This is a genomic window from Fibrobacter sp. UWH6 (assembly GCF_900142465.1).
Lineage (GTDB): Bacteria > Fibrobacterota > Fibrobacteria > Fibrobacterales > Fibrobacteraceae > Fibrobacter.
In genome coordinates, this window is the sequence record NZ_FRAX01000017.1 from 36121 (window position 1) to 60218 (window position 24098).

At 50.1% G+C, this 24098-nt stretch carries 24 protein-coding genes and 1 tRNA gene; 9 read left to right on the forward strand and 16 right to left on the reverse strand.

The window, feature by feature from the left end:
- Positions 1–37: 37 nt before the first annotated feature.
- Positions 38–988, reverse strand: a complete 951-nt coding sequence (locus BUB73_RS13270) for a tetratricopeptide repeat protein (protein WP_249269410.1) — start codon at positions 986–988, stop codon at positions 38–40.
- A gap of 460 nt (positions 989–1448) precedes the next feature.
- Here BUB73_RS13270 and BUB73_RS13275 point away from each other — a divergent pair, with 460 nt between their 5' ends.
- Positions 1449–1664: a hypothetical protein gene (locus tag BUB73_RS13275; protein ID WP_073160739.1), complete on the forward strand. Its 216-nt coding sequence runs from the start codon at positions 1449–1451 to the stop codon at positions 1662–1664.
- A gap of 160 nt (positions 1665–1824) precedes the next feature.
- Here the strand turns inward: BUB73_RS13275 and BUB73_RS13280 are convergent, their stop codons facing one another.
- Genes BUB73_RS13280 through BUB73_RS13290 form a run of 3 tightly spaced genes read right to left on the reverse strand, consistent with a single transcriptional unit; the run spans position 1825 to position 5145 of the window.
- Entirely contained in the window at positions 1825–3624 is a 1800-nt protein-coding gene (locus BUB73_RS13280) for a penicillin-binding protein activator (RefSeq protein WP_073160740.1), read from the reverse strand.
- Between the two features lies 1 nt (position 3625).
- The gene (locus tag BUB73_RS13285; protein ID WP_073160741.1) at positions 3626–3940 is read right to left on the reverse strand and encodes a DNA polymerase III subunit beta; all 315 of its coding nucleotides are present in this window, start codon (positions 3938–3940) and stop codon (positions 3626–3628) included.
- 23 nt (positions 3941–3963) lie between these two features.
- Positions 3964–5145, reverse strand: coding sequence for a metallophosphoesterase (locus tag BUB73_RS13290; protein ID WP_073286563.1), 1182 nt, complete (start codon positions 5143–5145; stop codon positions 3964–3966).
- Positions 5146–5172: 27 nt separating this feature from the next.
- Here BUB73_RS13290 and BUB73_RS13295 point away from each other — a divergent pair, with 27 nt between their 5' ends.
- A complete protein-coding gene (locus BUB73_RS13295) occupies positions 5173–6447 on the forward strand; it encodes a Na+/H+ antiporter NhaC family protein (protein WP_170932335.1) in 1275 nt (424 codons plus the stop codon).
- A 41-nt stretch (positions 6448–6488) separates the two neighbouring features.
- Here BUB73_RS13295 and BUB73_RS13300 read toward each other — a convergent pair whose 3' ends face one another.
- The 4 genes from BUB73_RS13300 to BUB73_RS13315 all read right to left on the reverse strand — a co-directional run bounded on the left by BUB73_RS13300 (position 6489) and on the right by BUB73_RS13315 (position 11658).
- Entirely contained in the window at positions 6489–7058 is a 570-nt protein-coding gene (locus BUB73_RS13300) for a low molecular weight protein-tyrosine-phosphatase (RefSeq protein ID WP_073160746.1), read from the reverse strand.
- Positions 7059–7072: 14 nt separating this feature from the next.
- The gene (locus BUB73_RS13305) at positions 7073–10297 is read right to left on the reverse strand and encodes a response regulator (RefSeq protein ID WP_073286569.1); all 3225 of its coding nucleotides are present in this window, start codon (positions 10295–10297) and stop codon (positions 7073–7075) included.
- Positions 10298–10402: 105 nt separating this feature from the next.
- Positions 10403–10966, reverse strand: coding sequence for a very short patch repair endonuclease (locus BUB73_RS13310; RefSeq protein ID WP_254795032.1), 564 nt, complete (start codon positions 10964–10966; stop codon positions 10403–10405).
- Between the two features lie 2 nt (positions 10967–10968).
- Positions 10969–11658, reverse strand: a complete 690-nt coding sequence (locus BUB73_RS13315) for a hypothetical protein (RefSeq protein WP_249269409.1) — start codon at positions 11656–11658, stop codon at positions 10969–10971.
- A 101-nt stretch (positions 11659–11759) separates the two neighbouring features.
- Between BUB73_RS13315 and pepT the strand changes: the two genes are divergently transcribed.
- Entirely contained in the window at positions 11760–13040 is a 1281-nt protein-coding gene (gene pepT, locus BUB73_RS13320) for a peptidase T (RefSeq protein WP_073286574.1), read from the forward strand.
- Positions 13041–13115: 75 nt separating this feature from the next.
- On the opposite strand, the gene BUB73_RS13325 is transcribed toward pepT, so the two are convergent.
- Complete coding sequence (locus BUB73_RS13325) at positions 13116–13415, reverse strand: helix-turn-helix domain-containing protein (protein WP_073160754.1); 300 nt, start codon at positions 13413–13415, stop codon at positions 13116–13118.
- On the reverse strand, positions 13402–13788 hold the full coding sequence (locus tag BUB73_RS13330; RefSeq protein WP_073160756.1) for a type II toxin-antitoxin system RelE/ParE family toxin: 387 nt from the start codon (positions 13786–13788) through the stop codon (positions 13402–13404). The genes BUB73_RS13325 and BUB73_RS13330 overlap by 14 nt, the downstream gene beginning before the upstream one ends.
- Positions 13789–14188: 400 nt before the next feature.
- On the opposite strand from BUB73_RS13330, the gene BUB73_RS13335 reads away from it, so the two are divergent.
- Positions 14189–15685, forward strand: a complete 1497-nt coding sequence (locus BUB73_RS13335; RefSeq protein WP_073286577.1) for a toxin-antitoxin system YwqK family antitoxin — start codon at positions 14189–14191, stop codon at positions 15683–15685.
- Between the two features lie 113 nt (positions 15686–15798).
- Here BUB73_RS13335 and BUB73_RS13340 read toward each other — a convergent pair whose 3' ends face one another.
- A complete protein-coding gene (locus BUB73_RS13340; RefSeq protein ID WP_073160851.1) occupies positions 15799–16179 on the reverse strand; it encodes a GNAT family N-acetyltransferase in 381 nt (126 codons plus the stop codon).
- Here BUB73_RS13340 and BUB73_RS13345 point away from each other — a divergent pair.
- Positions 16178–16783: an efflux RND transporter permease subunit gene (locus BUB73_RS13345; RefSeq protein ID WP_083539785.1), complete on the forward strand. Its 606-nt coding sequence runs from the start codon at positions 16178–16180 to the stop codon at positions 16781–16783. The genes BUB73_RS13340 and BUB73_RS13345 overlap by 2 nt on opposite strands.
- On the opposite strand, the gene BUB73_RS13350 is transcribed toward BUB73_RS13345, so the two are convergent.
- Both BUB73_RS13350 and BUB73_RS13355 read right to left on the reverse strand, forming a co-directional pair.
- On the reverse strand, positions 16775–17185 hold the full coding sequence (locus BUB73_RS13350) for a PIN domain-containing protein (RefSeq protein WP_073160764.1): 411 nt from the start codon (positions 17183–17185) through the stop codon (positions 16775–16777). The genes BUB73_RS13345 and BUB73_RS13350 overlap by 9 nt on opposite strands.
- Positions 17182–17484 (reverse strand): type II toxin-antitoxin system RelB/DinJ family antitoxin, encoded by a 303-nt coding sequence (locus BUB73_RS13355; protein WP_073160766.1) that lies wholly within the window; start codon positions 17482–17484, stop codon positions 17182–17184. The genes BUB73_RS13350 and BUB73_RS13355 overlap by 4 nt, the downstream gene beginning before the upstream one ends.
- 251 nt (positions 17485–17735) lie before the next feature.
- Here BUB73_RS13355 and BUB73_RS13360 point away from each other — a divergent pair, with 251 nt between their 5' ends.
- Together BUB73_RS13360 and BUB73_RS13365 are read left to right on the forward strand one after the other, a co-directional pair.
- On the forward strand, positions 17736–18344 hold the full coding sequence (locus tag BUB73_RS13360; RefSeq protein WP_073160768.1) for an alpha/beta hydrolase: 609 nt from the start codon (positions 17736–17738) through the stop codon (positions 18342–18344).
- Entirely contained in the window at positions 18314–19414 is a 1101-nt protein-coding gene (locus BUB73_RS13365) for a hypothetical protein (protein ID WP_088658925.1), read from the forward strand. The genes BUB73_RS13360 and BUB73_RS13365 overlap by 31 nt, the downstream gene beginning before the upstream one ends.
- A gap of 49 nt (positions 19415–19463) precedes the next feature.
- On the opposite strand, the gene BUB73_RS13370 is transcribed toward BUB73_RS13365, so the two are convergent.
- Entirely contained in the window at positions 19464–20177 is a 714-nt protein-coding gene (locus tag BUB73_RS13370) for a GNAT family N-acetyltransferase (RefSeq protein ID WP_073160772.1), read from the reverse strand.
- Between the two features lie 243 nt (positions 20178–20420).
- Here BUB73_RS13370 and BUB73_RS13375 point away from each other — a divergent pair, with 243 nt between their 5' ends.
- Complete coding sequence (locus tag BUB73_RS13375) at positions 20421–20666, forward strand: TIGR03905 family TSCPD domain-containing protein (protein ID WP_073160774.1); 246 nt, start codon at positions 20421–20423, stop codon at positions 20664–20666.
- A gap of 99 nt (positions 20667–20765) precedes the next feature.
- Positions 20766–20845, forward strand: a tRNA-Leu gene (locus BUB73_RS13380).
- A gap of 61 nt (positions 20846–20906) precedes the next feature.
- Here BUB73_RS13380 and BUB73_RS13385 read toward each other — a convergent pair.
- Together BUB73_RS13385 and BUB73_RS13390 are read right to left on the reverse strand one after the other, a co-directional pair.
- The gene (locus BUB73_RS13385) at positions 20907–22250 is read right to left on the reverse strand and encodes a glycosyl hydrolase family 8 (RefSeq protein WP_249269407.1); all 1344 of its coding nucleotides are present in this window, start codon (positions 22248–22250) and stop codon (positions 20907–20909) included.
- 59 nt (positions 22251–22309) lie between these two features.
- A complete protein-coding gene (locus BUB73_RS13390; protein WP_073286584.1) occupies positions 22310–23965 on the reverse strand; it encodes an endo-1,4-beta-xylanase in 1656 nt (551 codons plus the stop codon).
- Between the last annotated feature and the right edge of the window lie 133 nt (positions 23966–24098).

Consider the following 24098-nt stretch of genomic DNA (forward strand, 5'->3'; position numbering starts at 1 on the left):
ATTTATTCAAAATCAGCATTTTTTACATCAAAATTTTTTAAATCAGGTCGCGTTTATTTAAGTCATCCATCAAGGATCCGGGCATCCATTTTTCAAGGGCCCTGTACTTGGGATTATCCAGCTTGGCACGCCATTCCGCCGCCTTCTCTTTTCGGCCGGCATCGTTATGAATGCGGATCAGGTTCAGCACGGAACACCAGTATCGAATGGAGGCGCCAGTACGTTCCAGATAGGCGGCAGCACTCTCTTCGTAAATCCGGGCGGCTTCATCATAACGCTTCAGGCGGTAAAGCATGTCGGCCTTGATCTGGAGCATCACGGGATTTCCCGGTGCGCGGGCCAGGCCACGTTCGGCAAGCTTCAGGCCGGTGGCGTAATCTTCCTTGTCGTAGTGCATCCAGACCAGGGGCGTAAGGAACAGGGGCCAGAAGCGGCCCGACACCTTGGAGGCGCTATCCAAAACGGAAAGGTATTCGGCACGGTTGTCGGACTTGAAGGGAACCCAACTGAAACTCTTGTCGATATAGTAGGCGTAAATGGCAAAGAACGCGCGAGCCTCCAGTTCCTTGGAATCCTCGAAGGCCTTGGCGGCGGAGCGGGTGGTCATGGCGCCTTTTACAGAATGACCGGTCTCCCCCTGCACATAGCCGATCTCGAAACGGCGCAAGGCGTCCCACAGTCCCGAGGCTTCACACTTCTCGAGGCTACGGCCGGCATGATGGAGGGATGCGGTATCCCCCTTGTCGTCATAAATACTAATACGGACAACCCCTTCCAGAATACAGCCCAGGCCCTTGTTCTCGGCGCGCAGTTCCTTGGCATACTTCAGGGCGTCATTATAGCGCAGGGCCATGGTGGCCTCGGTGGCCTTTTCCCACAAAGCGGCCTGCCTTGCATCCAGGGCAAGAGTCAAATCGTGTTCGTCGGCCGCAAAGGCGACAACAGAAGCCAGGGCAAGACAGAATATCAAAAGGAATCTGGAAAACATCAGGGTAAATCTAGAAAATTGCACCACCGGTGTTTATGGGGGATGTTGATAAGTTGTGATTTGCGACAGATTACAAACACTTTATCAACAGAAAAAGAAGACCCCGATTTTCGCTATTTCACCCCCATTTTCGAAAACATTGTCGCAGGTTCTTATTCCAGACAGGAATATTCGTCTCGACGGAACCGCATACGGTCAAAAACAGGGTTAAAATGCCGTAATTTAATGAAAATCAACAAGTTAGACTTTTAAAAACCGGCATTTTCATATATAAAATCGGGCAAAAAACGCAAACGGTTAAACTTACTTATTATTTACGAATAAAAAAATCTGTTGTCAAAGCTCTAAAAAAAATCTATAAATAGTACAAACATTCAACAACTTTTCAACAATTCACAAACTAATCAACATGTAGAAACATTTTTTTTTCGTTCCAGGCGATATACTTGGTGGAGGTCCCATGAAGATATTCCGCAAAACATCGGCACTGTCCTTCTACTTGCTCAAGTCCGGCTTCCAGGCATTCAAGGCAAGGATCAAGGAAGAGCTGGACGCCACCGGCACCGTGAACCTGGACGACATCATCGATGACGAAGAGCTGCGCGCCTTCTACCGCCGTGGGGAATCCCCCGCATTCGTAGCCGCAGCCCTCTGCCCCGCAGGCATCGACGACTAGAAAGTTTATTTCTCTCCTCCTAGAAACAAGAGCCCCGCAGTTTTAAACCGCGGGGACTCTTTTTTTAAATGCAATCAGCTAGATGTCGTCGCGACCCAATATCGTCGGGACCCATATCGTCAGGCCCCATATCGTCGGAACCGTCCGGCGGCAGCCGCAATTACTTTCTGGCGGGGCAGCCTTCGACAGTTTCGAACTTGCCCTTGTTCACCGTAACGATCTTGGTGTTGGTGTTGGCGCCACGCTTGAACTTGATGTCTCCATACACGCCCTTGAAGACGGCGGTGTTGTTGATGGAGTTGGTCAGGCTGTTGGGCTTCTTTGCGATGGTGCTGAACACGATGTTTGCAGCGTCGTAGCTGAGGCCGCTGACCTTGTCTTCGCCCGGTTCATCGCCCCAGCGTTCCTTGAAGTCAGACACGAACTTCTTGAGGTCGGAGTTGTCGCCGCCCATGTCCAGGGCCGGCACGCTGAAGTAGGAGCTGTCCACCAGACGCTTGCCCTGGATCAGCAGTTCGCGACCATACCAGCCGGAAGCGCCCAGCAGGCGACCGGAAATCTTGTTGAATGCCACCTGACCTGCCATGAGGCCTGCATCGCCGGGGTTGGTTGCGGGGATAAAGATACCCGGGATATCGAAAGTGGAGTCAGCCATGTAAGCCTTGCGTTCCTTGGCGTTGATGGCATCCAGGTCGGAAGCGCCACGGGCCAGGTTGCGGCGGCGGTTCAGCTGCTTGAAGCGGACATCGCGGAGCAGGTCAAATTCAGTCTTGTAGTCGGGGCGGCCTTCTTCGTAGTTGCGGAAGGCGACCACGTTACCACCGCGGCGTTCAACAGCCTGGGTAAAGCTCTGGCTCATGGAAGCACCGTAATCACCCAGGGGGCTAAGAACGGCGAACTCCTTGATGTTCAGGCAGTTGGTAGCGAAGTCTGCAATCTTGTGGGCCAGGTTATCCATGGTGATGTTCACCTGGAAGATATTGGGACCCATCTTGGCGATGCCGTCATCCGTTGCAGTGGGAGTCAGCATGGGGATGTTCTGGAAGTTGCTGCCCAGCCAGGCGCCGACGGTTGCAGCCGGAGCGCTCATGATGGGGCCGATCACGGCAATCACGCTATCCTGGTTGATAGCCTGCTGGGTACGGAGGAGAGCCTGAGAGGCATCGGCGCGGGTATCGGCGGTACGGATATTCACCTTACCAGCCAGGCCAGCCTGTTCGTGGGCGAGAATCACACCCTGAATGGCAGCGGCACCGAATTCGGCGAAGTCACCGGACAAGGGAGCCAGCACCAGGACGGTGGGCATGCCGGCACCGTAGCCTTCCAGGGACTCGATGCCACGCTGGGCGGTGCTCAGAAGCTTTTCGGAAATATCGGAAGAAGCGGCCACCTTCTTGTACCAGTAGCGGGCGGCGCGGTAACGCTTGACGTTCTGGCATTCACGGCCAATCTGCAGCTGCATCCAGCCGATAACATCCTTATCCACCGGATACTTTTCCAGGAGAGCCTGGAGCTGGTCAGCGTTCAAAAGGGAAGCGGCCAGAGTCTGTACTACCACGTCCTTGGTACGGGCACGGGCGGCAGGATTCTTGGAGTAGGCCAGGATGCGGAGCATGGCTTCGACACCTTCGTAAACGTTGCCCTTTTCTACCATGACAATGGCGTGGGCCAGTTCCATGCGTTCACGGTAGACCGTGTTCACATAGTATTCCAGGAATCGGGAAGAAACCTTTTCGGCCTCGTCGCGGTTATGTTCGCGCAGGTAGCATTCGGTGAGCATGACGGTCGCCTTTTCACCGGAAGACTTGCGGAAGCTGGACTTGTAAAGCTTCTGGAGGGGGGCGATAGCCTCGGCGCACTGGCCGTTCTGAATCAGGGACTTTGCCTGGGAAATTTCATCCTGGGCGAACAGGGAGGTTGCGAGGGATGCAACCAGAACAAGGGGAAGAAGACGTTTCATACTAGGATTCTTCGACGGACTGAACCACGTCGTGCTCTTTCTTGATTTGTTTCTGGAGGGATTCGGGCAGCTTGGCCCAATCCATAATATCCACGCGGAAAGGCAAGCCGCTGTCGACAAAAGCCTTTTCAATGGTGGTCATGGTTTCAAAGGAAAGGGGTTTTTCGGAAATCACCACCAGTTCCAGTTCCGTATCGGGAGTAAGGTCTACTCCTGTCACACGGGCGCCATGGGCCCAGACTTCCATACCTTCAAAATGGAGGGCAAGGATACGCTGGACCGTTTCCAAATGATTAGATTCGATGCATAAAGCCATGGGGGGAAATATAGTTAATCCCGTCAGCGGTACAGGAAATGGAGTACCCAGAGCTCCGTATCTGACCCTACGCGAACGGGAGGGCCCCAGGAATCGATACCGGAACTGACCAGCCAATGGACCCCATCCAGCATGCCAAAACCGTATGCCAGGCGCCAAACCAGGCCAATAATCAGGTTTCCGGGGAAGAACTGCCCATCGTGAGTATGGCCGGAAAGGGCGAAATCAGGCAAAATTCCCGAATATTCGGGTTCAATACCCTTTGGCTGGTGGTCCAGCAGGATCCAAGGGCTAACTTTACGGTAAGCGCCAGAGGAGTCAGACTTGAACTGCTGCGGCACCAAATCCGCCAGAGGTTTACGTTCGGTACCGCGGGTACGGGCCACCTGGAAATCAGTACGGCCGGTAAAGCAGACTTCGGGGACGCCAACCTTCCTAAAACAAGCGGTAGAATCATCCATAGTGACCCAGCCGTTGCTTCGGAGCCATGCCAGCGTATTGGAACCGTTACGTTCCTGCATGGCCTCGTGATTACCGTTGATGGCTATGGCGGCCACCTTGGCGGACTTGGCCACCTTCGCCATGAGGGGGCCATAACCCCATTCGTCCATGGTAGCGGTATTTACATCGGACAGGTCACCGCCAAAAAGGACGAAGTCCGGCCCGATGGAATCCACCTGGGCAGCCAGGCGTTCAAGCTTTGCGGTACGGAACAGCGGAGCAAAATGTATATCGCTGAAATAGACCGCAGTAAACGGCTTTTTGGAACCGCAGGAATCGCAGTCCGTTTTCAGGGAGACATCCTGGGTACGCACCTGGTAATCGGCATTATGGGGCACGCCCAGCCCGATAAGGATGAGGGCCAGCAGGATGCTGGCGATAAGAACGCCTCTCGTACTTTTACAAACAAAGTTAGCGCTTGATTTTTGATAACCCGACCCGGTCATTTTATGGCTGAGCCAGAAAAAACGGCCCATCAGGAAGACGTCCAGCAAAATGAACATCCAAAGGGCCTGACACATCCAGATGGTAAAGAATGTCAGGAGGATGGCGCCTACAACGCCGTCCCGCAAGGTCATGCTCAAAAAGATGCCAAGCAAAAAACCGAGAGCCAGCAGTTTCCCCCCTTTGCCGGGAAGGGTCCTGCTGATGTTCAGGTACAATACAACGATGGCAGTGAGCAAAAGTCCGAAGAAAAATATCATAGGGTAAAATTACATAAATTTGGCGTCGTGTTAATCGCTCTCGCCATAGGATTCGTAATGCTGATGACCTACGGAAAAATCCGCAGGTTCAGCTGGCGCGCCCTCTGGAAAATGGCACTGTCGGGAATGACCGCCGTAAGGAACATCGCCATCGTCATGCTGCTGGTGGGGGCACTCACTGCGTTGTGGCGGGCCTGTGGAACGGTAGCCTTCATTGTCAATGCCGCCTCGGGAGCGCTTACGCCAGAACTTTTCCTGCCGGCGGTTTTCGTCTTGTGCGCCGCCGTCTCGGTGCTTACGGGAACATCCATCGGAACGGCCGCCACCATGGGCGTCATCTGCATGGGCGTAGGGGCCGCTTTCGGAGTCGACGAAGCCATTTGCGGCGGGGCCATTCTTGCCGGCGCCTATTTCGGTGACCGTTGCTCGCCAGTCTCTACAAGCGCCATGCTGGTGGCAGAAATTACAGGGACGAACCTCCATGAAAATATACGGGGCATGATCAAGTCCGGTTGGAAAGCCGCCTTGGCCGCCCCGGCAATTTATGGAATCCTGGGCTACGTCACAGGCACAGTTCCCTCTGACGTAAATCCATCTGACGCAAGTCTCGCGGTCGGAGCAGACAACATAACGAAACTTCTGCAGCAGCATTACGACCTGGGCATTGTCACCCTCTTGCCAGCCGTCGCGATTCTCGTCCTTGCGGCCCTGCGGTTCAATGTAAAGATGACCATGGCCGTAAGCATCGCCATGTCCTTCGCAATTTGCATCTGGCAGCAGCAAATGACCGCGGCCGAGACTGTCAAGACAGCCTTCCTGGGATTTGACGCCCCTGCAGAAATTTCCATGATGAATGGCGGTGGCGTTTTCGGAATGGTCAAGATGATTGTAGTCGTCGCCATTTCCCTGACTTATGCGGGACTCTTCAAGGGCATGGGAATTCTAGATAAGATGAACCGATTCGCAAGCCGTATCGCAAACCGACTTCCTCCTTGCGGTTTCGCCTCCCTTACGGCGGTTGCCTCAAGCGCCCTTTCCTGCAACCAGACTCTGGCCATCGTGCTGACCAACGAAATTTCAGGCAATGTCATTCCCGACAAAAAGGAGCGGGCCATGGCCATCGAGAATACGGCCGTCGTGATTGCACCCCTTGTTCCCTGGACGGTAGCAAGCCTGATTCCCCTGGGGACCATAGGCGCCCCTACCGCAAGCATCCTTTTTGCCTGCTACCTGTATCTGCTCCCGATTTCAAACATCGTTTCAGAAATGCGGAGCCGAAAAAAATTCGGGGCGGTAATTTAATTGAATCTGCGCGGGAACTATTTTAATTGAATCTGCGCGGCCTACTTCCAGGCGCCGGCCAACGCCTTCGCCATAATTTCGTCTAGCAATCCGCGGCAACCTTCGTTTACGTCGCGCCAGGTCGCCTCGAAATCACCGGTATACCAGGGGTCGGCCACATCGCCCGGGCGACTGGTCCAATCCATCAGCAGCGAAACTTTGCGGTCTTCATTAGCGGCGCCGTCAATACCACGGGCCGTTTCCTTCTCGTAGCTTTCGGCATTAATGTTCCAGCGCAAATTGCGGAGGTTATTGCGGTCCATCAGCACCACATAATCGTAGCGGTCATAATCCCGCTGATTGAACTGTCGCGCGGCATGTCCGCTGCAATCAATCCCGCGGGCATTTAACAACCGACGGGCAGGCGGATAAACCGGATTCCCGATTTCTTCGGTGCTTGTAGCGGCACTTGCAATCTGAAAATCTTTCTCAGTCAGACCTGTAGCGCGAGCGTCAGCTCGTGCGTCATTGGCTGTATTTCCAAAAAAATCCCTGACCATCTTCTTCATGACGAATTCCGCCATGGGACTACGGCATATGTTACCGTGGCACACAAAAATAATGCTAGGCATCAATTCCTCAGTATTTACACCTGCTTTCCAAGAACTTCCATCAGTTCCGGAACAGAGATGGGCTTGGACACATGACCATTCATGCCAGCGTCAAAGGCCTTCTGGCGGTCTTCATCAAAAGCATTGGCAGTCACGGCCACCACAGGAATCAAGGCCTTTGCAGAGTCCGTCATCTTGCGGATAGCCCGGGTTGCCTCATAGCCATCCATATTGGGCATCTGGATATCCATCAAGACGGCGTTATAGGTTCCTGCGGGATTCTGCCTAATCTTTTCGACGGCGGCAAGACCGTCTTCAGCCAGATCCACCTCGAATCCCAATTCCTCCAGGATGGACATTGCGATTTCCTGGTTCAGCGGATTGTCTTCTACCAGCAAGATTTTCTTGCCCTTAAAGTCAAAGGCGTTCGACTTAAAAAGTTCTTCGGTAGGATCAATTCCAAGTTCCTTCGCAGACGCATTCTTTATCACCAGGTCGCTAAACTTGAACATCACATTCACCGTGATTTTCGTTCCAACGTTCGGTGTGCTGTCAACGACAATCGTACCGCCCATCATGTCAATGATGTTCTTGGAAATGGCCATCCCCAGGCCCGTTCCCTGAATGCCGCTAACAGTTGATGTTCTTTCGCGACTAAAGGTTTCAAAGATATGATTCCTAAAGTCGGCACTCATACCGATACCCGTATCCGCAACGATAAACTGGTAGTTTGCAAAACCTTCGGGAGCGCCTCCACGTTCCACAACCGACACGACCACGCGGCCACCTGGGCGGGTAAACTTGATCGAGTTCCCCACGATATTCAGAATCACCTGTTTCAGCTTCAGGTCATCGGCAAGAACGACCTCGTTGGTAAGGGCGTCATAGAAGCTGATGCTTACACCCTTTGACTGGGCGGTATTCTGCACCATGTCCTGAATTTCGCGGATCATGGAAGGCAAGTGGACTCGGTCTTCGGAAAGTTTGACCTTGCCGCTTTCGATTCGGCTCATGTCAAGCACATTGTTGATCAGCGAAAGCAGATGACTACTAGAGATGGAGATCTTGTTCAGGTAACTTCTAACCGCATCCGTATCCCGCACATGGATCTTCGCCAGGTTAGTAAAGCCAATGATGGCGTTCATGGGCGTACGGATGTCGTGGCTCATGTTGTTCAGGAAGATGGTCTTGGACTGGTTGGAGCGTTCCGCCACCGCCAAGGCATTGGACAGCAATTCACGATGTTCCCTTTCCTTTGCCATCAAGTCGTCAACGGTCTTGCATCCAAGAATGATCACATTCTTCTTCAAATTCGAGAAGTAAACCTTGGTAAAGGAGGATTGGGTATAGTGCTTCTTGTTACCCCATTCTGCGCGGTAGGTGCAAATATATTCCGACTGTTCCTTCAGATTTTCAAGAACCACATCCAGAGACGAAGCCCTTAAGACTTCTGAACGATCCTCTTCGCAAACATACTTGTTGGCAAACAATTTCCAGGCCGCGTCATAGCTTTCCTGGTAAATCCAGTCCTTTTCCTTCAGGACCTTTCCGTCTTTCTTAATGGTTAGCGAGAATCCTCTTTCGATGTCCACCAAAATCGCATAGGGATAATCAAGGCTCAAAGCCTCACTGATTTCGACCTGAATCTGGGTCGCATGGTGAGCCTTCTTCATTCCGGAAACATAGAGCGCCAAAATCGTTATGATGACAAAGGTGATCATCGCCATCAGCAGCACGAAGAAAATCAGATTGTCACGTATAAAGTCCGACATGCTGTAATGGCTACGGTATTCCATGTACTTATAGGCCGCATTATTCATGACATTCATATCCATGAGACTAAAGCCACGGTTCAGCAAGCTGAGCAAGGCGAAATTACCCTTGCGGACACCTACAGAATAGAAAGAACCCTTGCCTATGGGCATAAACTTGAGCTGCGAGAACTCGGCATCGCGCATCAGGGGATTGGCCTTGAAGGTAATCAACAGGGCACTGGAAGCCTTACCATCTTGCACAGCCCTCATACACTCTTCGGCATTGTCCAGCATCAGCCATTCGCTTCCGGGGAACATTTCCCGCATGAACAGGGTCTGCTGCGGCTTGGCGATCATCGCAATCTTCTTGAAAATGGACTTGTTGTAATCGCCCTTGAACACGACGGACATGGGAACGCTCACCAGCTCCGACGAAATCATCACATTGGACTGTTCCGCATACCACCTGTTACTGGGCAGGGGGAAAACCACATCAACACTGCCACTCTGCAATTCCGTAATAGCCTGGCGGAAATTGACGCAGGGGACATAGCGAACCATCAGCTTGCCATCAAGATTCAACTTCTTGAGCCAGGAATCCATGATGTCCTTGAGAACGCCATTCACACGACCATCGGCGCCTCGCGTACAATAGGGCAAGTGGTCCGGAGCGTAAGCCACCTTTAAAACATTGTGCTTTTCGAGCCATTCCTGTTCGCGGCTAGAAAGTTCCGCACTGACTGACTTGCTCCTGTAATACTTGTTTCGGAGGCTTTCTATGAAGGCGCCATCATCGGAATTGATATGTTCAAGAGCGGTGTTCAGTTCGCGCAGCAGGCGATTCGCCCCCTTTCGCACACAGATATAGGATTTCGGGGAAGCGACGAGCACCAGGGGCTTTACATTCATCCCGCGGTCCAAAAACTTGTCGCTCCCGGCAAAGCCATCCACCTCGCCCCTTTCCAGAGCCCTAGGCAATTCGTTCAGGTCGTTGAAATAGACATACTCCAGCTGGGCCCCCTTTTCAGCAGCCCACTTCTTGAGTCCTGTGGTCAAATTGCTGTTACGCAGGCAGCCGATCCGCTTGCCGTTAAAAGAACTGATGTCCTCTTCAGACATGGAATTGTCGCCACGTTTCGTAAAGATGAAATGGTAATCCACGTCCATGTAATAGTCAGGATATTCCATCTGACCTTTACGTTCATCCATCTTGGCCAGGCCGGCCATGATGTCCACTTCCCCTTTCAGGAACATGTCGAAAATGGCACCCCAATCCCCATAAATGTACTTGTACTGCCAACCGGTATAGTCGGAAACCTGCTGCAGATATTCGTAGCCATAGCCCGACTTGATAGAACTGTCGGCCATACCTTCCTGGAAATGCTTGCTGGAATAGTAACCAACAGTCACAACCTTAGCCTGATTTGTGGAAGAGGCATCAAATTCCTCTGCAAAAGTGCTGGAAACGCCCAAAACAAGGCCCAGCAGCGCAATTACACAGGTCAAAACAAAACTTCGATATTTACAGGAGCGGACAGTCACACACCAACCTTACACTAATTTTCTGTAAGTAATATATAATAAGTTTTCGTGTAAAAGCTAAGTCCGACCCTAAAGCTCGATGGTTTCTTCATCGCTTTTGATGAATGTCATAAGCCGTTCCAGGGTAAGGGCCGCACCCATACGGTCATCGGGGGAAGTACCGCGACGGTCCTGGGGTTCACTGCCCTGGGAAGTTTCGCGGCAATCATGGGAAGTGCCGCGGTGTGAGTCGTCACGGAGGGAGCATTCCCAGACCACCGCCACGCGGATCCCCATCAGGGATAGCTGATGGCGGGTCTTGATATCACGGGCCATATTATTGTCGAACTTTTCATTCCAGAAATCGGAATTGGACTTAGGGCGACTGGTAAGCTTGCAGCCATGCTGATGCCAGAAACAGCCGTTCACGAAAATGGCCACCCCGTATTTCTGCACGAAGATATCCGGCGTACCGGGCAAGTCGCGACGGTGCAGGCGATAGCGGAACCCCGCCTGAAAAAGTGCACGACGCACCTTCACCTCGGGCTTGGTATCCTCGGAATGGACCGCCCCCATCATCTGGGAACGGGTCATGGGCTTCCTGGACTTGCGCCGCCCCTTTCGTTTGCGGTTCTCTTTGACAGCCCCAACCACTTTCAAACCCGCTGGTACTTGAAGTAATAGAACAGCGACCAGGCCGCCCAAAGGCAGCACAGCACCATCCCTGCATAACCCATGGTATAGACCACGTCGGCAATCTTGTCGTGTTTCAGCAGCAGCCCTGTTTCAGACAAAATAAAATTCCAGTCATGGAATCCATAAGGAGCCTCGGCTCCGGTACCGCCGCTAATCAGCATCAGGCGCATATGCAGGGCGTCATCGATATAAGGCGCCACATCGATAAAATTCTCGAAGGCCCACCAGAGACCCACCGAAGCCCCCATCAAGTCGCGGGGCTTGATCCACAACGCAAAGCAAAACACCAGGGGCATGATAATCTGAAAAAGGCTGCCCCCAAGGGAAGTCACCACAGGCTTTCCAAAAATGCCGAATACGATATGCCCCGTTTCATGGACAGGCAAATTCAGGCAATGCAAATATTGGGCGATGGGAGCATCGTACCCCTGCCGGAACAACTGCGCCGAAAAAAAGATCATGGCCACCAGCAGGACCACCCGCAATCCGAAAAACTGCTGACGTCCCAGAGGTCTCGGGTAAAAAAAGAACTGGGCCACTAACGGCCAGGTCTCGGGATCATCCAGGCGCACGTGAGAAAAACGGCTGCGTTTTACCGTAACCAGTTTCAGCGGAACTTGATCTGTAGACTTTCCCTTTTCTGCTGTCATACCCTAAAGATAAACTTTTAATGACCCGACTCCCCCATTTTATTTACCAAACATTCTAGTTTTTAAGTCAGAAAATCAAGCGCTAACTTTATGGGTTCATTATGAAGGTACAGGAACGTTTTTTAAAGTACGTCAGCTTCCATACCACTTCCGATGAGAACTGCGAAAATTGTCCTAGTTCGGAACGTCAGCTTGCATTGGGCAAGTACTTGGCCCAAGAGCTGAACGACATCGGCTTGCAGCAGGTAAAGATGGACGAACACGGCTATGTGTACGGCTTGCTGCCCGCTACCGCCGGCCACGAAGATGACGACGCCATCGCCTTCATTAGCCACATGGATACCTCGCCGGACTTTAGCGGCGAAAATGTGAAGCCCCAGATTATCGAAAATTACGACGGCGGCGATGTTGTGCTGAAAGGTTCCGGCGCCGTGTTGAAAGTGGCCGACTTCCCCACCCTTAAAACTCTGAAGGGCCGCACCCTGATTACCACCGACGGCACCACATTGCTGGGCGCCGACGACAAGGCGGGCATTGCAGAAATCGTCACCGCCATGGAAGAGCTGGTGGCTACCGACCGCCACGCCGAAAGTCGCGGCTACGAAAATCTTTCCGGCCATGGGGACATCTGGGTTTGCTTTACGCCCGACGAAGAAATCGGTCGCGGTGCGGATCTGGTTGACTTGAATTACATGAAGGCCAAGTACGGCTACACCGTTGACGGCGGCTACGAAGGGGACATCGCCTACGAGAACTTCAATGCGGCTAGCGCAAAGTTCATTGTCCACGGCAAGAGCGTTCATCCCGGTGAAGCAAAGGACATCATGAAGAACGCAAGCCTCATAGCTGCGGAAATCGCCATGGCGCTCCCTGCCGACGAAACGCCCGCCATGACCGAAGGCCACCAGGGTTTCTATCACCTGACAGATATGCAAGGCGACGTCAGCGAAGCCACCCTCTGCTACATCGTCCGCGATCATGACAAGAAGCGCTTTGAAGAACGTCAGGAATTTTTACGCCAAGTTGCCGCGAAGTACAATGCGAAATTCGGCGGTACCGCTTTTGCGGATGCAAGTAAGGAACGTGCCGGCGGCAGCGTCGTAGAACTGCAGCTGAAACATTCCTACAGCAACATGCTGGAAGTCATCGAGAAATGCCCCGAAGTTCTGGAACGCGCCCGTGCCGCCATTGAATCCGTTGATGTGGAGCCGGTCAGTGAACCTGTCCGCGGCGGCACCGACGGCTCCAAGCTCAGCTTTATGGGATTGCCCTGCCCCAACCTTGGAACAGGCGGCTACGGCTACCATGGTCCCTTCGAGCACGTTTCCGTAGAAGCCATGGAAGCCGTGGTAAAAATCATCAAGAAAATCGCCTGCGGGTAAAACAGCGGTCTAAAGGAAAGCCATAAACCTTTGCAAAAGAACCTCCCCAGAGAATTCCGGGGAGGTTTACTTAAATCAAGCTGAAAGTTTTACAACTTTCTTCCCTTTTCGTGCTGTAAGTTCATAGCCTAAAGGGGCAAGTAATGCGGTCAATGTTTTTAGCGTTACATTAACAGGCTGCATGGCTCGCAAATTTTGAATGACTGAAGTCGAAATCCCTGAAAGACTTGACAACTTACGAACGCTGATTTTTTCCTGAGCCATTGCCTCAAGCAACAACTCAGACAAAAGGAAATTTGCGTATTCCTTGTCAAAGGCTTCCTTTTGCTTAGGATCTTCCATCATTTTATCAAATGTTGATTTAGCCTTTGACATAATATACTCCAGCGATTACTCGTTTTTCGTAGTTTTCTTTTCTGCTGATTGCTTTTGATTTTTCTTCTTCCGGAAGCTTCTGACCTTTTTTACAAAAAGCATTCGTCACAATGATTTTCTTGCCTGTATAAAAGAAAGACAGAAACCTATTCGGCTGAGGTTTAAACGCATAAATCTTATCGCCTTCATTTCTAAACTTTGTAAGATCAGAAATACGGCCAAAATCACCCATACGTTTAAAAAGCATCATTACCTTTCTTTTGCTTACATCATTCAATCCATTGAAAAAATCTAAAGCATCACTTTTTCCTTGCTCATCATAAAACCATTCGATGGTGTACGATGAACCATTGTATGCAACAATCTCTTCCAAATGTATCTCCTTTTTGATACACTGTCAAGGGTATGACATCTATATTTTATACTCACAAAATCGGCGCAAATTGAAAACACGGAATCATTGCCTGAGATTCCATTCCCTGTAATTACCATGAAATTTATTTAGGGAGCCTTTCGTTCCCAGCCCTACGCGCACAGTCAAGAGGCTTGCCTCCTCTCTCAGGTTCTGCGGAGATGCCTAATGTGGCACGCTCCCACGACTCGCGGCAGAGAATTTATGATGCCCTACGTATAGGGATTAGCAATGTGCAAAATATAATCTATGCGTAAATCATTTGCAAGACACTGTCGTTATGCAGTCAACGATGCAATTGCGAACACACTGTATTCGCAATCAGGGAATTTGTTATATTCCTAAAAAACTGTAGGCTTAAATGAAATTCATTCTTTTTCTTATTGCACTAGCCTTGATTGCTTGCTCAAATTCAGGTATTCGAAAATACCCGAATGGTCAATTAGTACAGCAGGGTTTCAGAGAAAATGGTGTGGAAGGCGTTGATAAATTTTACCCATCCGGCGCCCTTATGGAGCACAATGAATTTCATGGGGCAGACCGTAGCAACTCAACTATCACTACCTACTACGAAAATGGTTCTATGGAATGCAAGGGTTCTTTCGCGAAGGGAATCCAACAAGGCGACTTTCTCTGCTATTTCCCATCGGGAGCATTGCACGTTTCTGTTAGTGAAGACGGTCATGTAAAGCAATTCTACGAATCAGGCATTCTACTTCAAGAATACTTTATAGAAAATGGCAAAGTGGAAGGAGACTTCATCAGCAATTATCCGGATGGTAGGTTACAATACAGATGCAAGTACAAAAATGACCACGAAATTTCCCGTGAGATTTTTTACAAAGATGGTCAGGTAAAAACCGAGTCAAAAGAAAGTAACGGCAGCAATTCGAATAATCAAAAGACAAGGCCAAATATTCATGTAAGCTACTCATTTCATTCTAATGGGATGCTGGCTCGAAAGGCAATTTTTATTGCAGGACGTTCCGTAGGAAAAGAATTCAGTTATTCACTCAATGGTAAAATAAGTGCCGAAAGGATTTTTGCCTTTAGTGTCCAACAAGGGTTTCAACGAGAATACTATCGCAATGGAAATCTTAGAAATGATTTTGTCATTTACCTTTCGGAATCAGGCAACCACTATGATACCTACTACCATAAATTATTTGACGAAGATGGAAATCTTAAATACTACAAGGATTCCTTGACCGAAAAATTTTTCTATGAAAACGGAAACCTAAAATCGCTAAAAGATTCCACAGGAGAATATTCATATAACGAGGATGGATCGCTAAAAAAAGAAATCGTAAATGGAATTGTACATTGGATAGACAGGGATTGGAACGATTCCTCCAAAATATGCGAATCCTGGAAAGACTCCCTGAACAACGAATACAAAGGCAAATGCACCAATGCAAAAGGCGCTATCATAAGCGAATTCTTTGAAAAAGGAAGAATCGATAACGCGACGGTACACATTCAGAAAAAAAGAATCTATTCCGATAATGGCATCCTAATTTTTAGTTCTGAAAAACAAGATAGTCTGGTAAAGGAAACAGACTTTTACGAAAGCGGTAAACTTTGGATTCAAAAGGAATACTACCTAGAAGGATACAGGCGCAAACTGATTTACTTCAAGGAATATTCCGAAGATGAAATCACAATTCGCGATTACCAGGTTATCGAGGTAGACGGGGTGCGCAAGGCCATTTGTCACTTCAAGGACTTTGAGGGAAATGATGTTGAAGTTCCTCCACGTCGTCGTAACAGACCTTTTAGTATGCAGGACGAAGTGAATGGCTGCATTCGCAAGGAAAGACCGAAGTACGAATACGTGGAAAAGTGCGAAGTTTATTAGGAAACATTAAAATGCAATGAAGCTACCGAGAAATCCTCGGTAGCTTTTTTACATCCGATGCTAGATCCTCGCCTGCGCGAGGATGACACAACGGGGCAAGGACTTTGCGAGTACTATCCCAACTGTCCGGGAAGCACTTTCTTTTCCTTGGGCGGGAACTGCTTATCGAATTCCTCCACGTCGGCTTCACTTACAAAGTAAGGCGCTGGGTCACGGTAGGAACCGCTCACTCCATCCAGAAAGCCAGGCGTCAATTCCCGAATCAGGAAATAGGGTGCGTCGCTGTCAGGATCGTCGGCGTAGCGGATACCCTTGGACGTTGCAGTGACAAAACCGCACTTGCCGTAGAACTGGATGTTACCGCACATGGCGATACATCCGGCGCCCATCTGGCGGGCACGTTCCAGGGCGTAGTCCAGCAGCATCTTGCCAAGACCCTTGTGTTGCATGTCGGGGCGAACGCTGATAGGCGGCGTCACCGATGATTTCAGCATGGCCTACATTCATGTGGAACTGAAGGAATGGAATTCCAAGCAGCTGGACATCGATATCGATAGCGCACAAACTCTGGTTCGCAAGTATTTCCCCAAGGCAGATGTTGGCGTAGAAGGTTACGCCGTAGAACAATCCTCCATGAACAACAAACTGGTGGAAGGTGAAATCAAATCCGTCTGCATCTCCTTCGTAGTAATTGCGCTGCTTTTGATTGCCTCCTTCATGAGCGTAAAAACTGGTCTTATCGGCATGATCCCCAACGTGGCACCCATCCTTGTGATTGGCGGCGTCATGGGCGCATGCGCCTTCAGCATGGACATGATGACCATGATGGTGATTCCCATGGCCATCGGCATTGCGGTGGACGATACCATCCATTTCGTGAACCATTCCAAGCTCTGCTTTGAACGATGCGGCAACTACCGCGAATCCATTCTCGCCACCTTCAGAGACGTGGGCAAGAGCATGGTCAGCACCACCATCATTCTCTGCATGATGTTCCTCGCCTACATGGTCAGCCCCGTCACCATCTTTTTCAGAGTGGGCCTCATGGCAACCATCGGCCTCGTCACCGCCATGGTCGCCGACTTCACTTCAGCTTAAATTCACAATCTCCACCATTTCTGCCGGAGTTACAATATTTGACTGTTCGGGGAAATGCTTGATGTTCCCGGTTATCAAATAGGCATCTTCGTCAGCCTTGCCCATCGTAATTTCGTAAAATACGAGATCATCCATATCGGGCAGCACCATTCCGGTCTCAAGACGATCCACATTCATTCCGAAGGTCTTGATAGACTCCAAAAGGAACTGAATGCGTGGCTCTGGAAAACGGAACTTTGAGCGCCTTAGAACCTCGCCATATTCTTCAAGAATTTCTTCGTTGTACAGCGGAACTATCTTGCCTTCAAGCATCATACGTACAACGACAACTGTCGCGGAATCATCACGACGTGCCATCAAAGCAGAAACCAGGACATTTGTATCAAACGTCGCAAGAATCACTTATACGCCTTGGCCTTGCTTCTTTCCCTGACGCACTGAATTTCAGCATTGATTTCATCCAAGGACATTTCCTGCAAGTTCCTTGCACCAGCACGCATCGCATAAAAATTTTCCAATGCCTGTGCTCTCGAGATCGACTCCTTGGATTCAATCTCAAACGGGATTTTTTTCTGGATCAAGACCTGATTCAAAAAAAGCCTAATCGCAGTGGTCATATCAAGACCAACAGACTGAAAAAATTCTTCAGCTTCCTTTTTCAAGGAAGTTTCTACACGCGTTTGAATGACTGTCGTTTCCATCGTTTACCTCAGTATAAATATAATACTTTAGTAATACAAAAGCAATAGTTTAACACTTATTAAAATTTCACGCTTTCCAATCTACTCCATTATTACAAAAAGACGAACAAACAATTGCGTTTTCAAAAAAAAGATTTGACCTTTATTTAATTTGACTATTGCTTGAACTTCTAATAAATTACACTTATAAAAGCAAAATATCGACTTTTTAACTGTTTACAGCTAAATTTATCCTTATGAACGGAAAGGCTATGAAATCTCTCGTAATCTACATTCACGGGAAAGGCGGCAATGCTGCAGAAGATGAACATTACAAGCCTCTTTTTCCTGATTGTGAAGTCATGGGTTTTGACTACAAGGCAGAAAATCCCTGGGACGCCAAGGACGAATTTATCAAATACCTTGAATCTGTTTCCGCAGGCTATGATCAGGTCTATCTTGTCGCCAACAGCATCGGTGCATACTTTTCGATGATTTCCCTTAGTTCATCCCGAATCACAAAAGCTTATTTCATTTCGCCCATGGTGGATATGGAAAAGCTGATTTGCGATATGATGATGTGGGCTGGCGTTTCCGAAGATGAACTTTGCGAAAAGAAAACCATCGCCACGGGCTTCGGCGAAACCCTTTCCTGGGAATACCTAAGTTACGTCCGCAATCATCCTATCCAGTGGAATGTTCCCACCAAGATTCTTTACGGCTCCAAGGACAATCTTGTCTCCTTAGAAACCATCACCAAGTTTGCTAATAAAATCAATGCGCCTCTCACCGTCATGGAAGGCGGCGAACATTGGTTCCACACCGACGAGCAAATGGAATTCTTGGATGAATGGATAAAGCTACCGGGAAATTCTCGGTAGAATCAATTACAGTAGTTAGAATGTTTTCTTATTATCTTCTTGATTTTCATGAGTTGTTCAAGTTAGAAAAAACACTCTTTTATTTAATTCCAATTCTCATTGGGTTTGCATTCGCAATTTTATATTGGCAACCGAAATTAAAAAAAACATTTTTTAGAAAAATCTTTCTCGCTCTGTGGGCGGCCAATCTCGTCTACATCATTTATGAACTGCTCCTGAGACAAACGAGTTTTATATCACCCTCTAGAGTAGATGCTAGACCTACGGACATTGCAATCATCGCCCTTGTTCTAGTTGCGTTTTCTATATCCTGCGTTGTAAGCTACTTCTTTAAGCCTAGAAAAATTTGGTCATGGTTATATGTAGTGCTGTTATCCATACTCTCGTATGTCGGATTCTCTTATATTTACTGGATTCATTTTCGTGAACCTGTCGCCCATATTGACGACAAAGTTCTAACAGAAACGAGCCGTTACGATTATGAAATAATTTATGAAGAAACCTTTGGTGAAGTAGTTTTTGATTCTGATGATTCAACCCAAGAACGCTTCAATAGCCACGGCGACAATGCCTATTTTCCAAGCTACTACGCCAAGGGAGATTCCGTCTATTTTTGTTACCGTTATCGCAAATGCGATGGAATTACCTGGCGCGTGGCACTCGAGAATAAACGGGATACGACATTTTCTATTGAAGCTACGGAAATGGAACCTTGCATACCTAAACTGATTAACAGAGAGGAGACCGCAAAAATCCAAAAGCTGAAAAAAGACATTGATCGCTACCAACAGGAATATTCTGCAAATCATTACCTTGATGGTTCTTATCTGTATTTAACTTTAAACGATTATGGGCAGAAAAAAGTTCGAAAATTATTCTTGGGCAATCCTGACGAATCTGTTCCAAAAGCCTTGGAAATATTTCAACTTGTAAACTCCTTAAGACCAGCGGATCGTCCGCAGAAGCGCGATTTTGATGATGAATGTAGAGAACGCTCCAAGGCACTGGATGCGCTGATGGAGGAGTACGGGCAAGCTCATAGCGATCGTGGCAAATACTTAATTTATTAAACGGATATAAAAACCTCCCCGGGAAAAAACCGAGGAGGCTTTTTTGATACTACCCTAGTTGCCCGGGCAACACCTTCTTTTCCTTAGGCGGGAACTGCTTATCGAATTCCTCCACGTCTTTATCGTCGACGAAGTAGGGCGAAGGATCGCGATAACTTCCGCGGATGCCATCCAGAAAACCAGGCGTCAACTCCCGAATCAGGAAGTAGGGCGCGTCGCCATCAGGATCGTCCGCGTAGCGGATACCCTTGGACGTTGCAACTGCAAAACCGCACTTGCCGTAGAACTGGATGTTACCGCACATGGCGATACATCCGGCACCCATTTGGCGGGCACGTTCCAGGGCATAGTCCAGCAGCATCTTGCCTAAACCCTTACGCTGCATGTCGGGTCGGACGCTGATAGGCCCGAAGGTCATCATGCGCAGGCGCTGCGGTTCCTGCGCGGTCTCCCCAGCCTGAGCGGAACCGGCCTGCGGGTCCACCAGAATTTCGCTCCAGGCGAACATGACATGGGCGAGAATTTCGCGACCCACTGCCTCGCGACAGTTTTCACCTGCGGAAAGCCCGCAGTTCCCAGGGCCTTCCAGCACCAGGCTCAATTCGGGAATAAAGTCCGGATGGTTCCTGTAGCAATGAAGCACGTAATGTTCCGAGCATCCGGGACGATAGACGTTCCAGAAAGCTTCACGGGTCAAGTTTTCAACAGCAGAGAAATCGGCAGGCTGTTCCTGTCGGATAGTGTATTCAGAATTAATAGACATTGTTTATTTCCTTTTTTAGTGTGAAAGGATACGAGTCACGCCACCCGGCGCAACCCGCATTAAACAATGTCCCAGTTTTGGATTCGACCGAAGCCGAAATTATGGATTAAGAACATCCAACTCCGTAATAAAGGTTCGGTTATAATATACTCATTTTTCAAGGGAGTGGTCACAATCCTGCCGTAATTTCTACATTGTCCATAAACACAATCGGCGACTTCCAAGGCGCCACGAGAGGCTTTTATGCAGACTAAGGAATTCAAGACCAGCGGCACCTGCGCCCAGCTCATCACTTTCGACTACGAAAACGGCAAGATGTACAACCTCAACTTCATGGGTGGCTGCAACGGCAACCTGAAAGCCATCGGCAAGCTCTGCGAAGGCAAGGACATGAAGGAAATCGCCGACATCCTGGAAGGCAACACCTGCAACGGAAAATCCACTTCCTGCGCCGACCAGCTGGCCAAGGCCATCCGGGAAGTACTTTAATCTATCCCGGAGTCGCGCAAGCCACGCGCGCCCTTATTTTTAATTATATTTGACTTCCCGCGACAATAGCCCCGACAAAAGCCGGACTGTGGGAAAACTGCGAGAGTGGCGGAATTGGCAGACGCGCCAGACTTAGGATCTGGTACCTCGGTGTGTGGGTTCGACTCCCACCCCTCGCATAAAAAAGACCTCGTAGCTCGCGCTGCGGGGTCTTTTTTTTGGGGGTTAGGAGGAATCCGTCTATACGTAGAACTTTCCACTGCAGGCCAGCAGACCCAACATGTAGAGAAGTCCGTCGTAGTAACGCCAGGTACCCGTAGGAACTTCCAGGTTCCACAGGTCTTCGGCAAAAGGCTTGATCAGCGGATCGCCTTCGGGCAGCGCAATAGTTGCAGCACCGTTCATACCGATAAGGCCACCGGTAGCCAGACGTGCTTCACGGAAGAATCCGGAGCCGTCGATGTAGGAGTCGGCCACATAGGGGCGGTGGTCATTAAAGTAATTCAGCAGGCGGCGGATTTCCGCGATTTCCCATTCACGGACTGCGGCAACATCGTCAGGCTGGGTTCCCGCGACGCCGACTGCGGCGCCATTCCCGGCAGCGGCCAGCTGGGCACGTTCCAGGTTCTTAGCGTCCAGGGCGATATTCCAGGCTACGCGCCAGGCGTCACCGCAGAAGCAGTGGCTTGCATCGTGCCAGGGAGTCTTGCGGGGAGTGCCGTCAAATTCGCTGTAGTCTGCAGCCATACCCGTTACCGGGTGGCAAGCCTTCTTCAGGTACTCAAAACTGTTGGCGGCAATCTTCTTCCAGAAATCCACATCCTGGTCAGCGGTCACTGCGCCGTCACTTCCAGCGGAGCCAGCGACAGAACTAGAAGCGGCCCCCGCGACAGAACAAGCGACACCGGCGATACCCTTGGCTTCAGCAACCTTGCAGGCTTCACCGTACATGCGGTAGAATGCCAGCGTGTTGTAGCTGGGGTCCGTGTAGTCATTTCCCTTCATAGGAGAGAATCGCACAAGACCAGCCTTCCGGTCCATCATGGTGAACACTTCTTCCGTTTCCGGCTTGTAGGCCATATCGTGAAGCAGCTTCACCGCTTCCTTCAGGTATTCATCACATCCAAAAACCTTGGCGCCATAAATCAGCGCGATCGCAAAATATTCCTCGCCATCGGGAGCGGGGCCCGTATCCATCATGGAAAAATCCTTGGTGGAAACCTGCCAGGAATAATAGCCTTCAAGGGCGCCTTCCTTGTTGCGCATGTAGCGCCTGGAGAAATTCCAGAGTCTGTCGAACAAGTCGCGCTTGCCCATGAGGGCGGCAATAGTCATGCCGTAGCTCATGCCCTCGGAACGGATGTCCGTGTGGCCGATATCTACGATGTAGGCCAGGTCATCGCCGTGGTTAAAGCACACGCGCTCATTTTCGGGATCGCCCTCGAAGAGCTGCCCAAAGGCGGTCTGAAGCTTGGCTTCAATTTCTGCGGGAGTCTTCCCGATCTGTTCAAAAACGCTCTTCATAACACAACTTCCCTGAACGTCACGACGAACCTGTCCGACATCCACGACTTTTTCGTTCACCTTTTTTTAAAAGTTTGCTTTGTAAAACCCGGCCGAGGCCGGGTTCCTGCGAACCCAAATTATTTCAGTTCCACTACAGCGGACTTGCCGTTTGCGGTCACCTTATACTTACCCGGATAGCCGCGGAACTTAACCACGTCACCTTCAGCCTTGAAAGTTCCGTTAGTGGTCCACACCTTGTGCCACAGGTCGTAAATCAACTTGGCGGCAGGCTTTTCACGACCATCGGAAGCGATGATACCGCCATTCTGGACCCAGTGACGGTTATCCCAGAAGCCCCACAGCAGAATGCCTTCGATGGCGGGGTGACTGAAGAAGGAGCGGAGCACGATTTCGTAGCGGCGAGCCTGCTCGTCTTCGCCAAAATAAAGTCCCTTCTGCCAATCGCCAAAGTCAAGTTCAGTCACCTTGATGGGAAGACCAAGTTCAGCAAGGCGGTCGAGACGGGCACGGATAAAGGCAGGGTTGATGGCACGGTCACCGAAGTGGCACTGCACACCGATACCATGAACAGGAATCTTGCGGTCAAGCATACCCTTCACAAGGTCATAGAGACGTTCGGTTTCGCCGGCAGAGACAACCTGATATTCGTTGACGAACAGACGGGCGTCGGGATCAGCGCGATGAGCCCACACATGGGCGCTATCCAGAAGGTCCCAGCCGCACTTGTTAAAGAGGAACGGTTCATGGAAGGCTTCGTTCCATACGTCATATTCCTTGATGCGGCCCTTGTATTCCTTAAGGTCGCGATCGATACGGGCCTTCAGCTTTTCACCGATTTCCTTGCAGCTGCCCTTCATGCTGAAGTGCTTGTCGTAACCGTAACCCTGGATACCCCACATAAGGGTGTGGGCACGGAAGCCCCACTTGTAGGCGTCTACATAATCCAGATACTGCTTGAATTCGTCGCGGCGGATCTTGCCCTTCTTGGGTTCGTATTCCGGCCACTTGAACTGGTTTTCGGGAACGCCATACCAGAAGTACTTATTGGCAGTCTTGCGGTACCAGGTTTCGATACTGTCCTTGGAGGGATACAGCGCAAGTGCAGTTCCGAAGGGGAATGCATGACGGATCAGTTCCACCTTCACATCGGAAGCACCCTTCATGGAATCCGGCAAGGCCAAGGTGAAGTCCTTCTTGCGGAGGCTATCGATACGGGCGGCATTGTTGGCATACCAGGTGGTATCATTCATGCCTTCGGCCCTGGTAATTTCCACGTCATCCATCTGGAGCCAGCCCTTGGCCAAGCCCACATGGAAGGTAATGTTGTTCACGCCGTAACCCTTCTGGTCGGCGAGGAAGGTCATGGAATATTCCTTCCATTCGTTGGTCAGCATAAAGGAAGCGCTTTCCTTCTGACGCCAGTCGGGAGCGCCACCCTGAACGATAGCGTTAATAGGCATGTTGCCCTTGGCCTTGAAAGTCAAGGTATAGTAGGCGGAATCGGCCAGCCACTTGGGCGGCTGAAGCTGCAGACCCCAGGACGGGTTGGGCAGATCAGTCACTTCAAGGCGGACACCTTCGCTGGCCACACCGTCACCGGCGTCGGTACCGAAACCAGCTTCGCACAGCTTGCTGGTATATTTTGCAGGACCATCGGGATTATTCCAGATATACCAGCCACCGTCGCCATAGCTGCAGTCACCGTTAGTCAGCAGGCCGGCAAAGGAGGAAACGGCTGCCAGGGCGGAAATCGTCAAAAACTTCTTAAACATGTCCTATTCCAGAATTAAAGTTCGGGGGCTTACAAATCCAACTTGTACAGCCCGGTTGTACCTTTACAAAGATAACTTGTTTTATAAAAGTACAATAGGGGAACAGAAATAAAAACAAGAACAGTGTAATAAG

What these genes read in the sequence shown, in the direction of transcription:
- BUB73_RS13370 (WP_073160772.1), bottom strand. Translation starts at nt 20,177, where the DNA reads ATGTCTATTAATTCTGAATACACTATCCGACAGGAACAGCCTGCCGAT.
- BUB73_RS13285 (WP_073160741.1), bottom strand. Translation starts at nt 3,940, where the DNA reads ATGGCTTTATGCATCGAATCTAATCATTTGGAAACGGTCCAGCGTATC.
- BUB73_RS13375 (WP_073160774.1), top strand. Translation starts at nt 20,421, where the DNA reads ATGCAGACTAAGGAATTCAAGACCAGCGGCACCTGCGCCCAGCTCATC.
- BUB73_RS13300 (WP_073160746.1), bottom strand. Translation starts at nt 7,058, where the DNA reads ATGCCTAGCATTATTTTTGTGTGCCACGGTAACATATGCCGTAGTCCC.
- pepT (WP_073286574.1), top strand. Translation starts at nt 11,760, where the DNA reads ATGAAGGTACAGGAACGTTTTTTAAAGTACGTCAGCTTCCATACCACT.
- BUB73_RS13345 (WP_083539785.1), top strand. Translation starts at nt 16,178, where the DNA reads ATGGCCTACATTCATGTGGAACTGAAGGAATGGAATTCCAAGCAGCTG.
- BUB73_RS13280 (WP_073160740.1), bottom strand. Translation starts at nt 3,624, where the DNA reads ATGAAACGTCTTCTTCCCCTTGTTCTGGTTGCATCCCTCGCAACCTCC.
- BUB73_RS13365 (WP_088658925.1), top strand. Translation starts at nt 18,314, where the DNA reads ATGGATAAAGCTACCGGGAAATTCTCGGTAGAATCAATTACAGTAGTT.
- BUB73_RS13390 (WP_073286584.1), bottom strand. Translation starts at nt 23,965, where the DNA reads ATGTTTAAGAAGTTTTTGACGATTTCCGCCCTGGCAGCCGTTTCCTCC.
- BUB73_RS13335 (WP_073286577.1), top strand. Translation starts at nt 14,189, where the DNA reads ATGAAATTCATTCTTTTTCTTATTGCACTAGCCTTGATTGCTTGCTCA.
- BUB73_RS13340 (WP_073160851.1), bottom strand. Translation starts at nt 16,179, where the DNA reads ATGCTGAAATCATCGGTGACGCCGCCTATCAGCGTTCGCCCCGACATG.
- BUB73_RS13275 (WP_073160739.1), top strand. Translation starts at nt 1,449, where the DNA reads ATGAAGATATTCCGCAAAACATCGGCACTGTCCTTCTACTTGCTCAAG.
- BUB73_RS13360 (WP_073160768.1), top strand. Translation starts at nt 17,736, where the DNA reads ATGAAATCTCTCGTAATCTACATTCACGGGAAAGGCGGCAATGCTGCA.
- BUB73_RS13270 (WP_249269410.1), bottom strand. Translation starts at nt 988, where the DNA reads ATGTTTTCCAGATTCCTTTTGATATTCTGTCTTGCCCTGGCTTCTGTT.
- BUB73_RS13290 (WP_073286563.1), bottom strand. Translation starts at nt 5,145, where the DNA reads ATGATATTTTTCTTCGGACTTTTGCTCACTGCCATCGTTGTATTGTAC.
- BUB73_RS13325 (WP_073160754.1), bottom strand. Translation starts at nt 13,415, where the DNA reads ATGTCAAAGGCTAAATCAACATTTGATAAAATGATGGAAGATCCTAAG.
- BUB73_RS13315 (WP_249269409.1), bottom strand. Translation starts at nt 11,658, where the DNA reads ATGACAGCAGAAAAGGGAAAGTCTACAGATCAAGTTCCGCTGAAACTG.
- BUB73_RS13355 (WP_073160766.1), bottom strand. Translation starts at nt 17,484, where the DNA reads ATGGAAACGACAGTCATTCAAACGCGTGTAGAAACTTCCTTGAAAAAG.